The 14,037-nt window shown below is 64.8% G+C and carries 13 protein-coding genes and 1 riboswitch; of the genes, 11 read left to right on the plus strand and 2 right to left on the minus strand.

Features of this window, described 5'->3' with window-relative positions:
- Positions 1 to 126: 126 nt before the first annotated feature.
- Both QFZ65_RS12620 and QFZ65_RS12625 read right to left on the minus strand, forming a co-directional pair.
- The gene (locus QFZ65_RS12620; protein WP_306910901.1) at positions 127 to 1,137 is read right to left on the minus strand and encodes a Gfo/Idh/MocA family protein; all 1,011 of its coding nucleotides are present in this window, start codon (positions 1,135 to 1,137) and stop codon (positions 127 to 129) included.
- Complete coding sequence (locus tag QFZ65_RS12625) at positions 1,134 to 1,982, minus strand: sugar phosphate isomerase/epimerase (RefSeq protein WP_306910903.1); 849 nt, start codon at positions 1,980 to 1,982, stop codon at positions 1,134 to 1,136. Before QFZ65_RS12625 ends, QFZ65_RS12620 begins: the two co-directional genes overlap by 4 nt.
- A 240-nt stretch (positions 1,983 to 2,222) precedes the next feature.
- On the opposite strand from QFZ65_RS12625, the gene QFZ65_RS12630 reads away from it, so the two are divergent.
- The 11 genes from QFZ65_RS12630 to QFZ65_RS12680 all read left to right on the plus strand — a co-directional run bounded on the left by QFZ65_RS12630 (position 2,223) and on the right by QFZ65_RS12680 (position 13,955).
- Positions 2,223 to 3,275, plus strand: a complete 1,053-nt coding sequence (locus tag QFZ65_RS12630; protein ID WP_306910905.1) for a LacI family DNA-binding transcriptional regulator — start codon at positions 2,223 to 2,225, stop codon at positions 3,273 to 3,275.
- A gap of 195 nt (positions 3,276 to 3,470) precedes the next feature.
- Positions 3,471 to 3,584, plus strand: a riboswitch (SAM riboswitch).
- Between the two features lie 39 nt (positions 3,585 to 3,623).
- A complete protein-coding gene (locus QFZ65_RS12635; RefSeq protein WP_306910907.1) occupies positions 3,624 to 4,262 on the plus strand; it encodes an AmiS/UreI family transporter in 639 nt (212 codons plus the stop codon).
- 58 nt (positions 4,263 to 4,320) lie between these two features.
- Positions 4,321 to 5,568 carry an acyl-CoA dehydrogenase family protein gene (locus tag QFZ65_RS12640; RefSeq protein ID WP_306910909.1) on the plus strand — a complete coding sequence of 416 codons (1,248 nt, stop codon included), beginning with the start codon at positions 4,321 to 4,323 and terminating at the stop codon, positions 5,566 to 5,568.
- Between the two features lie 378 nt (positions 5,569 to 5,946).
- Complete coding sequence (locus tag QFZ65_RS12645) at positions 5,947 to 6,576, plus strand: DUF1345 domain-containing protein (RefSeq protein ID WP_306910911.1); 630 nt, start codon at positions 5,947 to 5,949, stop codon at positions 6,574 to 6,576.
- Positions 6,577 to 6,650: 74 nt separating this feature from the next.
- Positions 6,651 to 9,233 (plus strand): ATP-dependent Clp protease ATP-binding subunit, encoded by a 2,583-nt coding sequence (locus tag QFZ65_RS12650; protein WP_306910913.1) that lies wholly within the window; start codon positions 6,651 to 6,653, stop codon positions 9,231 to 9,233.
- 251 nt (positions 9,234 to 9,484) lie between these two features.
- Positions 9,485 to 10,507, plus strand: coding sequence for an LLM class flavin-dependent oxidoreductase (locus QFZ65_RS12655; protein ID WP_306912571.1), 1,023 nt, complete (start codon positions 9,485 to 9,487; stop codon positions 10,505 to 10,507).
- 194 nt (positions 10,508 to 10,701) lie between these two features.
- Positions 10,702 to 11,391 (plus strand): type 1 glutamine amidotransferase domain-containing protein, encoded by a 690-nt coding sequence (locus QFZ65_RS12660; RefSeq protein WP_306910915.1) that lies wholly within the window; start codon positions 10,702 to 10,704, stop codon positions 11,389 to 11,391.
- Positions 11,388 to 11,678 (plus strand): DUF1330 domain-containing protein, encoded by a 291-nt coding sequence (locus QFZ65_RS12665; protein ID WP_306910917.1) that lies wholly within the window; start codon positions 11,388 to 11,390, stop codon positions 11,676 to 11,678. The genes QFZ65_RS12660 and QFZ65_RS12665 overlap by 4 nt, the downstream gene beginning before the upstream one ends.
- Positions 11,679 to 11,831: 153 nt before the next feature.
- Positions 11,832 to 12,044, plus strand: a complete 213-nt coding sequence (locus QFZ65_RS12670; RefSeq protein ID WP_373427586.1) for a SpoIIE family protein phosphatase — start codon at positions 11,832 to 11,834, stop codon at positions 12,042 to 12,044.
- 28 nt (positions 12,045 to 12,072) lie between these two features.
- Positions 12,073 to 12,237, plus strand: coding sequence for a hypothetical protein (locus tag QFZ65_RS12675; RefSeq protein ID WP_306910919.1), 165 nt, complete (start codon positions 12,073 to 12,075; stop codon positions 12,235 to 12,237).
- Positions 12,238 to 13,352: 1,115 nt separating this feature from the next.
- Positions 13,353 to 13,955, plus strand: coding sequence for a GNAT family N-acetyltransferase (locus QFZ65_RS12680; protein ID WP_306910921.1), 603 nt, complete (start codon positions 13,353 to 13,355; stop codon positions 13,953 to 13,955).
- Positions 13,956 to 14,037 lie beyond the last annotated feature (82 nt).

Below are 14,037 nucleotides of genomic sequence, written 5' to 3' on the forward strand. Positions count from 1 at the left end.
AGAGTACGGACTGTTGCCGCGCTTGGCAACCGGTTGTCAAGAATGGCAAGGTTTTCCGCTTCTGGGGGTCGGGCCCGACGTGCCTCTCCGGGCACCCAACCGCGGCATGGATTGCTCCATGCCGGCTCAGGAGAATGTGTAGGTGGACTCCGGGTAGCTTTGCCGGTAGAGGTCCTTGATGATGCGTAGCGATTTTTGCGCCTCGGCAGGGCTGATCCAAAACGGATCGGCGTCCTGCAGGCGCGCATAGAAGTCGCTGATCAGCAGCTCGTGGGAGGCACCCCAGTAGGATCGGCCACCGGAGCCGCCCGTGCGCTCTGGAACGATGTCCACGCGTCCGTCGGAGTGCGTGACCGTGAGGGCACCGCGGAGACTCAGCACCGCCTTCTCGGTGACAACGTCGAGAGTCACCGGTGCGTTGAAGGCATTGGCCAGGGTGGCATAGAACGCGCTCCGGGCGCCGCTGGCATGTTCTGCCACGAACTCTGCGGTGTCTTCAACTTCTATGGCCTCGCCCAGGAAGCGGGTGGACACGTTGCCCGTGACCGCGACTACGTCGCCTACCAGCCATTGGAGCAGGTCCACGGTGTGGATGGCCTGGTTCATCAACAGCCCTCCCCCGCCGCCGGCCCATGTCCCCCGCCATGGCCGGTTCTGGTAGTACTCGGCGGAGCGCTGCCACATCACTGTTGCCGAGGCTCCCTTCACCGCCCCCAGTTCGCCCGATGACAGCAGGGAGTGCATGGCCTGTGACGTCGCGTTGTAACGGTTCTGGAAGCACACCGCGATTTTCGCCCGGCCGGCCGAGGCGGCTTCGACCAGGCGCCGGCCTTCCGCAAGGGTGTGGGCCAGCGGCTTCTCCACGATGACATTGACGCCGCGCTCCAGGCAGTCGGCGGCCACCGATGCGTGCTGGTCATGTGGAGTGCAAATGTGCACCACGTCCGGCCTGACGGCCTCAATGAGGGCCAGGTGGTTGGCGTAGCCCGGGACGCCCCAGGTGTCGGTTGCGGAGGCCAGCCGCTGCGGGTCTGTGTCGCAGACCGCGGCCAGCGTGACGCCGTCGAGCTTTGCCAGCGCTTCGAGGTGCACGGCGGAAACGTCGCCGCAGCCGATCACTGCCGCTGTGGTCCTCACGAGAGCGCAACCCCGTTTTTCGCGGCAACCGCGGCGAAGGCGCGGGCTGCCTTGCCGAAGGCCGCGGGCCCCGAGAAGCCGCCGAGCTCGTGGGCGCTGGCCAGGTGGGGTTCCAGTGAGGCGAATCCCGTATAGCCATCCGCTTTCAGGGCTGCGATGGTGGAGTCCAGTTCGCCGTCGCCCTCGCCGGACGGCACCACCTCGCCCGTGGCGGCGAGCGCGTCCTTGACCTGGAAGTACTCAAGGTAAGGGCGCAGCATGGCGTAGCCCTCGGTGTAGGGCTTGATGCCCACCTGGACAAAGTTCGCGTTGTCCCAAGCGATGCGCAGCGCCGGGGAATCCACCGTTTTCATGATGTCCAGGACATGCTCGGGGGTGTCGCCGTAGATACCCTTTTCGTTCTCATGCAGAAGCACGACGCCGGACTCCGCGGCCAGCGCCGCGAGGGCGCTCATGCGGACCATGACGTCGTCGCGGATGTCTGCGGCGCTCCGGCCATCGGCCCGGAAGAAGGAGAAGATGCGGATGTATTTAGTTTCCAGGCCGTTTGCCACGGAGATGATCTGGCGGAGTCGCTCAAGCTCATGTTCGATCGGCAGGCTCACGTCCACCTTGCCGATGGGGCTTGCCACGGCCGAAACTTTCAGGCCTTTTTCGTCGAGGATTTCCTTGAGCACAGCAACCTGCTGCGGTTCCAGTTCGGAGACGTTGGTGCCCCAGGCGCTGCGAACCTCGATGTGGCTTGCGCCCAACGCCAGCAATACGGCGGCCTGCACCGCGGGATCCGGATCTATCTCGTCGCCGAAGCCTGAGAGCGGCCAGACTGCGGTTTTTGTTGTGCTCACGTGGTCTCCTGGGTTTCGTGGCCGCCGCGCGGGCAGCTCGCATTCCGGCTCCAGTGCGGTGAGGCAGTTCACATACGGTGTGTGCTTCAGCTTAGCTAGGGCTGCCATCGAATGACAACCGGTTGCCACGCTGCGGGCAGTTATGGCATTCTTGGCTGACCACCCCTGTGGTGGCAGTCACAGGCGAGCCCGTTCAAGCTGGCCAGGACGGCCCGGCCGACACGTTCAGAGAGGAGCGCCGTGGCTACGACGCGACCAGCAGCAGTGGACCGCCCGCCCACCATTCATGATGTCGCTGCGCTCTGCGGCGTCGCGGCCTCCACAGTTTCCCGGGCGCTCTCCACCCCCGGCCGTGTCAATATCCGGACGCGCCAGCGGATTGAGGCCGCCGCAGCGCAGCTGAACTACATTCCTAACAGCCAGGCCAAGGCGCTGAGCTCCGGGCGGAGCGGTGCCGTGGCCGTGCTGGTACCTGACATCACCAACCCGTTCTACTTCGACCTCATCCGGGGTACCCAGCTCCAACTCAAGGCCGTCGGATACACCCAGCTGCTGGTGGACACGGAGGAATCCGATGAAGTGGAAGCCAGCACCATGGAGCAGCTGCGCAGGAGTGCTGACGGGATCGTGGTGGCTGCCTCCCGGCTCAGTGACGAGGCACTGCTGGCCGCTGCAGCGAAGACGCCAATGGTCACGGTTAACCGCGACGTCCCCGGGGTGCCCGCAGTCCTGATCGACACACCCTCCGCCACCACCCAGGCCCTCGACCACCTCATCTCGTTGGGCCACACCGACGTCGCCTACATTGCCGGGCCGCTTACTTCGCAGTCCAGCACCCGCCGCTGGACTGCCCTGGCAGAGGCGGCCGAGGAGCGCGGAGTGGATGTGCGTATGCTCGGACCTTTCGCCCCCAAGACACAGTCCGGTGCGGCAGCCGCTGATGCCGCTGTGCACAGAGGAGTTACGGCCTGCATCGCGTTCAACGACCTCATCGCCATCGGCATGCTCCAGCGCCTGCGCGAACGCGGCCTCCGTGTCCCGGAAGACATGAGCATTGTGGGCTGCGACGACATCTTCGGCGCCGATTTCTGCAATCCTCCCCTGTCCACGATGGCCTCCCCGATTGAACAGGCCGGCCGGGTGGCGGTGTCCATGTTGCTGGCCCAGCTGAACCCCCTGGCGGGCGGCGGGACCCGGAACCGGTCCGTGATGCCCACCCACCTCACGGTCCGGGGCTCCACCGGTCCCGCGCCGGTGGGAACCGCGAGAAACCGGACTGGTCGCAGTCGTTGACCACGCGCCGCGCTGTTGCTGAATCCGCTTTCCAGCTGATTCCTTGCAATGGCTATCCCGTCACCGCTTAAGATCAGGACGACACCGGCTTTTCCCTCATCCCCGCGGCAGATGCTCAGCGCCTTCACTGCCTCCCTTCATACGGGGTCAACTTTCTTGTCGCGCCCGGCCCGCGCCCATAGTGTCCTAGTTACAGATCAAGAGTTCCAGCACTGAGCCCTGGCTTGTTGGACGGCAACCCTCTTCGTGGTGGGGTGCCCCAGGTGAAGATCCGGCCGCTTCGCAAAAGCGCTGCGGCAAGCATCGAGCCCCGCTTCAGCGTGGCGTCCTCGTGGACGGAAATATTCCATGTCTTATATCTGCCTGATCCTCTCGGGCGCTGCCCTCCTGATCAACGGCCTCGGGCTTCTGGGCCGCATCCCGGCCCGTGACAGCGGCGTCTTCAACATCGTCATCGGCACCCTTCAGCTGCTGCTGGCCGTGCTCCTGGCTGCTGCCGCCGGGGGTGACCGTGAACTGCTGCTGGGAGCTGCCGGCATCGTCCTTTTCGGCATCACGTACCTCTACGTCGGGCTCAACGCCGTGCTTAACCTTGAGTCGGCCGGGGTCGGCTGGTTCTGCGCCCTGGTAGCTCTCCTCGCCGTCTTCTACTCTGCCGCCAACATTGCAAAAGACCCCTTCTTGTCGGTGCTGTGGCTGAGCTGGGCGGTCCTGTGGTCCCTGTTCTTCTTTGTCCTGGCCCGGGGAAAATCCTCCCTCTCGGCATTCACCGGCTGGGCGGCCGTCCTCACAGGACAAATCACGACGACGGCGCCGGCGCTGCTGGGGCTCTCCGGCGCGTGGCCGGCGGGATGGTTCCTGGCGGGCATCACTGCCGTCGTCATCGCCGGCCTGTTCACGGCGGCCCTGGCCATCAGCAAGTCCGGTGGTCCACGGAATCCTGCCGGCCCCGTACCAGCCGCAGCGGCCCAACCCGTTTCCGCTTAAACGTTCTCCAACGGCCAACGCATTCGATTCCCTCCCAGCGTTCACGAAAGGCAATCCCATGACATCACTAACCGCCGCCACCGACCAGGTCGACTACGAGACCCTCGCCAACCGGTTCCGTCCGATCTTCGCACGCATTGCCGAAGGCGCCAGCGCCCGCGAACAGGACCACCGGCTGCCCTTCGCCGAAATCAAGGAACTCACCCAGGCAGGCTTCGGTGCCCTCCGTGTACCCGTGTCCGACGGCGGGTCCGGCGCCTCCCTGCCTCAGCTCTTCCGCCTGCTCACCGAACTCGCCGCAGCCGATTCGAACATTCCGCAGGCCCTGCGCGGGCACTTCGCGTTCGTCGAGGACCGCCTGGTCTCCACCGGCGAGCAGCGCGCCGTGTGGCTGGAACGATTCGTCAAGGGCGAGATCGCCGGCAACTCCTGGACCGAGGTGGGCACCGTTAAGATCGGCGATGTCATCACCAAGGTCAGCCCGGACCCGGAAAGCACCACCGGCGGTTTCCGGATTAACGGCACCAAGTACTACTCCACCGGCAGCATTTTCGCCGACTGGATTGACACCTTCGCGCAGCGCACCGATAACGACGTCAAGGTGATCGCCGTCGTCAACGCCCACCAGCCCGGGGTCACACACTCCGACGACTGGGACGGCTTTGGCCAGCGCACCACAGGCTCCGGCACCAGCACGTTCACGGATGCAGAGGTCGAGGCCGGAAACGTCATCGACTTCGACACGCGATTCAAGTACCAGACAGCGTTCTACCAAGCCGTACTCCTGGCCGTGCTGGCCGGAAGCATCAAGGCCGCCGAACGGGAAATCGCCGCCGAGGTCCGCGACCGCACCAGGATCTTCTCCCACGGCAACGCCGACTCCTTCGCCGCCGACCCGCAAATCCTTCAGGTCGTCGGCCAGGTCTCCGCCCGCGCCTACGCTGCCGAAGCCACCCTCGAACGTGCCGCCCGCGCGCTGCAGGGAGCCTACGACGGCGCCTTCCTGGACAACCCCGAGGAAGAAGAACGCCTCAACGACCTGGCCGAACTCGAAACCGCCCAGGCGCAGGTCATCCTGACCGAGCTCTCCACCCGTGCCACCTCGGACATCTTTGACGCCCTCGCCGCCTCCGGCACGAGCACCAAGAAGAACCTGGACCGGCACTGGCGCAATGCCCGCACTGCTGCCAGCCACAACCCGTGGGTCTTCAAGGCCCGCATCGTGGGCGACTACGCCGTCAACGGCACGACTCCCCCGCGCGTCTGGTCCATCGGCGCCGGCCCCAAGGGGGATACCGCCAAATAACCCGCAACGCCCGATCATCTGCGGGCATACGAACCGCTCTTACGGCCAGTATGCCCGCAGGTGGGCCTCGAAGTCCCCGCGGTTTCACTGCCAAGTGAGTGCGGGCAGTGGTCGGTCGCGGTTTTTGGCCATGTCGGTTGCGCATGAGACGACAAAATGTCGCGAGATTGGACGCCCATCACTGACTCATTGAAATCCATCATGAAGGGCCCGAGCATGTCCGCGTACAATCGGGGACAGTGAACCGCCCGGTTCCTTGTGAACACAAAGGAATCGGTCGGTCCTGAGACATTCCGTGATGTTGAGATTCGCTCTGACCCAGGCGGCGGGCCACTGGACCCCTTCGCGGTCAATCGAGGCTGAAGGGCAAATTCTCCAATGTCCCACATAGATCACAAGGCTTTAGTCTCGGCCATCATCGGCCTCGTTATCGCACTCGTTCCGGCGTTGCTCGGTGCTCCCGAACTCGCGCCCCTGATCGGATGGGCTGTCGCCGGCTGCGTCTTCCTGGTCTGGGCGTGGACGAAGGCGTGGCCCGCTGGTCCGGAGGCCACGGGTGAACTCGCCCTCCAGGAAGGCCGGTCTCGACGGCTCGTTGACTCCCTCATCATAAGCGCGACATTCGTCAGTCTTGTGGCGGTCGTCTTTGCATTGATCCGCAGCCAGCAGAAGGACGCCGTCGGCGTGGCCGCGGCGATCCTGGCGGCTCTCGGCGTGGTGCTCGCGTGGGCCCTCGTCAACACCGTCTACGCGTTCAAGTACGCCCGGATGTACTACCACGACGATCGCCATCGCTTCCGCTTCAACCAGGACGAGGACCCGTCGTACAGCGACTTCGCCTACGCAGCATTCTCTATCGGCATGGCATACAGCGCGAGCAATGTGAACGAGTCATCCACTCCCTCCCGCAGGATCGCCCTGGGGCACGCTTTACTCTCCTACTTCTTCGGTACGTTCGTGGTCGCAGTGGCGATCAACCTCGTCGTCAGCCTCGGCCAGTCCAGTTGACGTTGATACCCCGGGGAATAAATCCTTTCTTCCAACGTTGAGTCAAGTACACTCAACTCTCTTTGGAAGGTTTCATGCCTGCATTTTTTGGCCCGGCGGAGTCCGGTCACGGCTCGTTCGACGAGTTCCTTGCCCGTTACCTCCAGGGCCAGCGCGCCGCCGGCACCGGGCACCCGATGGACATCACCCGGCTGCTGAGCCGGCGCACCCATGAGGTGCTCGGGCGTGCCGCGGAGTTCGCCGCGGAACACGGTCATATCCATGTGGACGCCCTGCACATCCTGCGTGTCATGGTCGAGAGGGAACCGGCCGCCGGCTATATCCGCCACGCAGGCGCGGAGCCTGCTGCCATCGCCACGGCTGCCGAGGAGCGTCTCCCGGAGCAGGCAAACGCCAGCGCGGAAGCGACGCTGGCCCTGACGCCGTCGGCCCAGCGCGCCCTACTCGACGCCTACCAGGTTGCCCGGGCGTTCGGCTCAACCTACATCGATCCTGAACACGTGTTCTTCGCGCTCGTCGTCAATCAGGAGGCCTCGGCCGGGCAGGTACTCGCAGCGGCGGGGGTGACGCCCGAGTCTCTGCAGTCCGGTCCGCGCGAGCAGTCCGTCCCGCGTGGGGCCACGCCCACCGGCGAAGAGCCGGAAGGGCCGAAGGCAGCTGCCGCCGGGTCTGACACCCCGACCCTGGACAGCTACGGCAGCGACCTCACGGCGCGTGCCCGCGAAGGCGGCCTGGACCCCGTGATCGGCCGGAGTTCCGAGATCGAGCAGACCATCGAGATCCTGGCCCGGCGCACCAAGAACAACCCTGTCCTGGTCGGGGAAGCCGGCGTGGGCAAGACCGCGATCATTGAAGGGCTGGCCCAGGCGATCGTTGCTGGCGCCGTGCCCGGACAGCTGCGCGGCAAGCGCGTTATCGCCCTGGATCTCCCGGCCATGCTGGCCGGGACGCGGTACCGCGGTGACTTCGAGGAGCGCCTGACCAAGGTGATGGACGAGGTCAGTGCACACGCCGGGGAAGTCATCCTGTTCATTGACGAACTTCACACGGTCGTCGGAGCGGGTGGCGCGGGGGAAGGGGGCATGGACGCCGGAAACATTCTGAAGCCACGCCTGGCGCGTGGTGAACTTCACCTCGTCGGCGCCACCACCCTGAGCGAATACCGCAAGGTGGAAAAGGATGCGGCGCTGGAACGCCGCTTTCAGCCCGTACAGGTGGGCGAACCGAGCATCGAGGACGCCGTACAGATCCTTGACGGCCTGCGCGGACGGTACGAGGAACACCACGGCGTCCGCTACACCGACGAGGCGATCCGCGCCGCCGTCGAACTCTCCTCACGCTACGTGACGGACCGTTTCCTGCCCGACAAGGCCATCGACCTCATCGACCAGGCAGGTGCGCGGCTGAGCCTCAAACTCGGCTCACAGACCGACGTGGCTGTCCTTCGCGAGCAGCTCGCAGCCCTGGAAAAGTCGAAGAACGATGCCGTCGCCGCGGAACGCTATGAAGAGGCCTCGCGGCTGCGGGATGAGATCGAAGCAGTGAACGGGAAGCTTTCCGGTGCGATTTCCAGTGCACCTGGGGCGTCCGGCGCCGCCGGGGCTGTCGTCAGTGAAGCAGAGATCGCAGGGGTCATCTCCCGGTCCACTGGAATCCCGGCCAGCCGGCTCACGGAAGACGACCGGGAACGCCTGGCAAGGCTCGAGGACGAACTGCATCAGCGGATCGTCGGGCAGGACGACGCCGTGACGCTGATCGCGAGGGCGGTCCGACGTAGCCGAACGGGCATGGGGGACGCGGAAAGGCCTGTCGGCAGTTTCCTGTTCCTCGGCCCGACGGGTGTGGGCAAGACAGAACTCGCCAAGGCGCTGGCCGGATCATTGTTCGGGGACGAGAATGCAATGGTGCGCTTCGACATGAGCGAGTTCGGCGAACGGCACACCGTCAGCCGACTGGTCGGAGCCCCTCCGGGTTATGTCGGCTACGGCGAAGCCGGGCAGCTGACCGAACGCGTGCGTCGTAACCCGTACTCCGTGGTCTTGCTCGATGAAGTGGAGAAGGCCCACCCGGACGTGTTCAACCTGCTGCTCCAGGTGCTCGACGACGGGCGGCTCACCGACGGACAGGGCCGCATGGTGGACTTCCGCAACACGGTGATCATCATGACCTCCAACCTCGGCTCGGAGTTCCTGGCCAGCAAGGGCGGCGCAGTGGGCTTTGTATCCAAGGCGGACGAGGGCAACGGCTTCGGCTCAGAGAAGGCGCTGCGGGACCGGGTGCTGGGCCGGCTGCGGGAGACGATGCGGCCGGAGTTCCTCAACCGCATCGACGAGATCGTCCTGTTCCGCAAGCTGGACCAGGCGCAGCTGCGCCGGATCGTTCGGCTGATGCTGAACCAGACGGAGGCCCGCCTGCAGTCCCAGGGCATCACTCTCGAGGTGAGCGAAGCGGCTGTGGACTGGATCGCGGCACGCGGCTACGAGCCCGAATACGGAGCCCGGCCGATGCGCCGCGTGATCCAGCGCGAGCTGGACGACCGGATCGCGGATCTGTTCGTGGCATCGGACCTCCAGTCCGGCGGCCAGGTGGCCGTCTCGGTCGACGGGCAGTCGCTCGTCGTCGAGGCCGGCCATGAGGCGATGCCGCTGGCGGCGTAAGCGACCTCCGGTTCCGCCAGCGGGTGGATCGGGACCACGGCCGGGTACACAGGGGCTCCCTGTGTACCCGGCCGATGCTGTCTGGCGAGCCTGTCCGGTGCGCTGCGGCACGTCACGAGCCCTTTACGGGACGCGCTGTGGTGCAACTGCCTCGTCAGGCGGAACCTGGACGGGTGGCACCGCTTGCCCGGGGGCTCGAGACCGAGGGAGCGCGGGGAATAGGAACCACCGCCGTCATGTTGGCTCCGAGTGTGAAGAACATCGGATTCCTGTCCTTCGGCCATTGGACCGACCACCCGGAGTCCGGCACGCGCAGCGCGTCGGACGCGCTGTTGCAGGCCATCGATCTCGCGGTCGCCGCCGAGGAGCTGGGGGCGGACGGCGCCTACTTCCGCGTCCACCACTTCGCACAGCAATACGCCTCCCCGTTTCCGTTGCTCGCTGCGATCGGGGCACGGACCAGCCGCATCGAGATCGGTACCGGCGTGATCGACATGCGCTACGAGAACCCGCTCTACATGGCGGAGGACGCCGGCGCGGCCGACCTGATTTCGGGCGGCCGACTGCAGCTGGGCATCAGCAGGGGTTCACCCGAGCAGGTCATCGACGGGTGGCGCCACTTCGGCTTCGCCCCCGCGGAGGGCCAGTCGGACGCCGACATGGGCCGCAGGCATACCGAGCGCCTGCTCGAAGTGCTCACGGGCCAGGGCTTCGCTGCGCCCAGCCCCCGCCCGATGTTCCCGAACCCTCCGGGCCTGTTGCGCGTAGAGCCGTACTCGGAGGGCCTGCGCGAGCGCATCTGGTGGGGTTCAGGCTCGAACGCCACTGCCGTCTGGGCGGCGAAGCTCGGCATGAACCTGCAGAGTTCCACGCTCAAGGACGACGAGAGCGGTAAGCCCTTCCACGTCCAGCAGGCGGAGCAGATCCAGCTCTACCGGCAGGCCTGGAAAGAGGCGGGGCACGAGCGGGAGCCGCGCGTCTCGGTAAGTCGCAGCATCTTCGCGCTGACGGACGAGCGCGACTGGCAATACTTCGGCCGCGACCGCCGCAGCTCCGACCAAGTGGGCTACATCGACGAGAAAACGCGTGCGGTCTTTGGCCGGTCCTACGCGGGTGCCCCGGACGAGCTGGCCGCGAAGCTGGCCGAGGACGAGGCGATCGCCGCGGCAGACACCCTGCTCCTCACGGTCCCGAACCAGCTCGGTGTCGACTACAACGCCCACGTCATCGAGTCGATCCTGACTCACGTGGCGCCGCAACTCGGCTGGCGCTGACCCCTCGTGGCATTCCCCCGTATTGAACCGCAGGACGTCAACGTAATGGCCAAGATCCGCCGGGACATCACTCCCGTGGACAACGCTATGCCCCTCACCAAACACCTCCTGCAATGCTGAAAGCTTCCTCGTGCCCACCGGCAGCCCGAGGTTCGTACCATTTTTCGTTGACCGGTCTACTAAGGAGTCTCACAATGAAGGTTCTCATGGTCCTCACTTCGCATGACGAGCTCGGCAACACCGGCAAGAAGACCGGATTCTGGCTCGAAGAGCTCGCGGCGCCCTACTACCGCTTGATGGACGCCGGCGCCGACACCACCCTCGCGTCTCCCAAGGGTGGCCAGCCGCCGCTCGACCCCAAGAGCAATGAGCCTGCAAGCCAGACAGACGATACCCGCCGTTTCGAAGCCGACCCGGAAGCCCAGCAGGCCCTGGCCAACACAGTTCGCCTCGACTCCGTCGATGCCGCCGACTTCGACGCCGTCTTCTACCCCGGCGGCCACGGTCCCCTGTGGGACCTCGCGGAGGACCGGGACTCCATCACCCTGATCGAGACGTTCCTCCGCTCGGGCAAGCCCGTTGCCCTCGTGTGCCACGCCCCCGGCGTTCTCCGCCATGCCCGCAACGAGGACGGCACCCCGCTTGTCTCCGGCCGGAAGGCCACCGGTTTCACCAACTCTGAAGAGGAGGGCGTCCAACTGACCGACATCGTCCCGTTCCTGGTCGAGGACGAACTCATCAAGCTCGGCGGTGACTACTCCAAGATCGGTGACTGGGAGTCCTATGTCGTCGAAGACGGCCTGCTGATCACCGGTCAGAACCCGGCATCTTCCTCCGCGGCCGCCGATGCTCTGCTGGTAAAGCTCGCACGGCTGGCCGCATGAGCGCCTACGTCGTCATGCTCCGTGAACGAGTAACTGATCCGGACGAGCTCGACGTGTATGCCGCTGCCGCTCGTGCCGCCAGGGCCGGACATCCGATCACTCCGGTGATCGCGTACGGGGCGATCACGACCCTCGAGGGGACGCCGCTTGATGGAATCCTCGTCAACGAGTTCCCGACCGTGGAGGACGCACTGGCCTGGTATAACAGCCCCGCATACCAGGCGGCGCTCCCGCACCGGCAGGCAGCAGCCGACTACCGGGTCCTCATTATCCAAGGCGTCAACTGACGACAACTGGACGACGAGGGGCATGTCCGTAAGGCGACGGACATGCCCCGGCTCTGCCGTCGGGTTTTTCGCTACCGGAAGTTGCTGGGCAAAGGACTCCCCCTCGGTCTCGGCAGCTGACGGACAAATGCCACCACCCTCAACGAGGGCGACGTGCTGGTTTCTTTCACGGACGGGATCCTCGACCTCTACGACGGCACTTTGAAAGCCCTCGATGACGTGGCCGACATGGTGGCCCGGCATCCTGCACCCTCCGCACTTGCTGCGGCGTCCCGGGCCCTGGCCCCGACCGGCGAGCAGGACGATGACATCACAGTCGTCGCGTTGCGGCGGACCTGGTTGCCGGCTCCCACAGCCGCCGTATAGCCCTCGTGCTGAATATCTGGACGTTGTGGTGGAATGGCGCAACAAGGTCCTCTCCGAGGCTGACGCCCAGAAGCTCAAGGAAGCCCTTAAGATCAAGGCCGTCAAGAACCTGGGCACCAACAAGTTCTTCCTCTGGGCCACGCCGTCGCCAAGCTCGCCGAGTAATCCCCAGCGCTTGGGGTCACTACCCTGAAGAGCCTCCGGCGCTCTTCAGAGATTGCGGAGCAGATGAGCAGAACCTGTGCCGGCAAGCAACGTAAAGAGTCGAACGTTCCTGGCTTTCGCTTTCAGACTTCGACGAGGTCGCTGACCCCGCAATACAGCGCCTGAATGCACCACTGATACGTTCTGCCCCGAAGCGGGCAGCGGATCAGCCTGGCGATGGCGGTGCAGAAGTGGAGTGGCGCTTCAGCATCCTGAGCCGGTGCCGACGTGCCAGGCCCGACCCCTCCGAAACGGCCGGATGCCTCGCCCGGCGGGCCTTCATGCGGTCGGCTTTCCGCGCCCGCCTCAGCGCCCGCCGCTCGGCGACATTAATCCGTGAAAGCATCAGTAGCGTGAAGGCGAGCCATAGGAGCGCCGTTAAAAAGACCAACCCGATCGACTCCAGAGGGTGCATGCGCCAAATATAGTGGCAATCGGGGAAGTCGGTAAGTGGCCTTAGGACCCTTCTTCGCCGTGTCACACTTCACAGTAATCGGCCACCTACCGTGCCGACCGAAGGGAGCGCACCGAGGAGGAGCCGGCTTGGGTCACGCAGTTGACGACTTCGTTGTAGCCCTCGGGCGGATCCTCCGAGCTGGCGAAGTTTGTCTTGCAAAGCCGTTGTTCTTCAAGACGCTAGGCTGCCGAACCAAGAAACGTTTCCACTTCCGGCCTCGCACTGATCATCTCAGTCGACGCCGATCACCTGTCTCATAACTAAGGATGAGTACCGATTTTTGCTATGAACTTATGAGACATTGTTGCGAGAATCGCCCTTGCCATCACGTCCAAAATTCCTTAGAAAATCTGCGGCTTTGGCGGTCAGACGTCTATTCGCTCGTTGAGCCGTCTCGTTTCCCAAGGGTTACGAGACAATCTGGGGTGTGTACCGTTTAGGGCACCTTCACCGGCATTTTTGCGGGCGGGGTATACGGGGACACCTCGAACTCCTGCCCCGCAGAACCACACGTTAGCCGGGTAGTAGCGAAGGGGACCGGCTTACGGGCGGGCTAACAAGGGCCGGGTCCTGAGGATTCGAAAGGAGTCGGGCCGCCAATGCGTCGACCAATTAGAGTGCGCTATCCGCCCTGACATGATTAGGGCATGGTTGCTTCCCGCCCTGACCCTTTGGCCCGTCTTGAAGGTACCGTCGTACTTCTTCGCGCGTTGACAGAGGAGGACCTGCCGGCCTTGTTCACTGCCATCGGAAGACCCGAAGTTTTCGCCGGCGGTTGGGGTGGAGGTATGGGGGCTTACCGTGGCGACTTCGAGCAGTGGGCAGGGTTCCTCCGCAAGTGGTTGCCGTGGCAGCAAAGCAATGTGTATGCCGTATGCCTCCGTTCCGAGGACGACCGGGTTATTGGCACCACCACCTTGGGGGACTTCGACTTGGAAAATGAGTCTGCGCACGTTGGGTGGACCGCATATTCTCCCCACTTATGGGGAAGCGGGGTGAACGCGGACGCTAAACGGCTCCTGCTGAGCGCTGCATTTACCCACGGTTTTGAGCGGATCCGCCTGCAGGCCGATGTGGTTAATTTGCGTTCACGGGCGGCCATCGAGCGGATAGGTGCACAACCGGAGGGTGTGCTCAGACACGTCCAACGTCGGGCTGACGGCAGCTGGCGCGACACGGCCATCTATTCCATACTGCGCGAAGAATGGCCCCACGTGCGCAGTCGCCTTGAACAGCGCTTGACGGCGTAGCCAAAGGGGCCAAAACCAGACACGCGAGGGTGGGCGCGAACCTTCGTCAGGGAATCTTCAGCCGGGCACCGTCAGAGAAGGT

The organism is Arthrobacter sp. B3I9, from assembly GCF_030816935.1.
Lineage (GTDB): Bacteria > Actinomycetota > Actinomycetes > Actinomycetales > Micrococcaceae > Arthrobacter.

Coding starts and splice junctions, on each gene's coding strand:
- QFZ65_RS12665 (WP_306910917.1), top strand. CDS start 11,388: ATGAGCGCCTACGTCGTCATGCTCCGTGAACGAGTAACTGATCCGGAC.
- QFZ65_RS12660 (WP_306910915.1), top strand. CDS start 10,702: ATGAAGGTTCTCATGGTCCTCACTTCGCATGACGAGCTCGGCAACACC.
- QFZ65_RS12635 (WP_306910907.1), top strand. CDS start 3,624: ATGTCTTATATCTGCCTGATCCTCTCGGGCGCTGCCCTCCTGATCAAC.
- QFZ65_RS12680 (WP_306910921.1), top strand. CDS start 13,353: ATGGTTGCTTCCCGCCCTGACCCTTTGGCCCGTCTTGAAGGTACCGTC.
- QFZ65_RS12650 (WP_306910913.1), top strand. CDS start 6,651: ATGCCTGCATTTTTTGGCCCGGCGGAGTCCGGTCACGGCTCGTTCGAC.
- QFZ65_RS12640 (WP_306910909.1), top strand. CDS start 4,321: ATGACATCACTAACCGCCGCCACCGACCAGGTCGACTACGAGACCCTC.
- QFZ65_RS12645 (WP_306910911.1), top strand. CDS start 5,947: ATGTCCCACATAGATCACAAGGCTTTAGTCTCGGCCATCATCGGCCTC.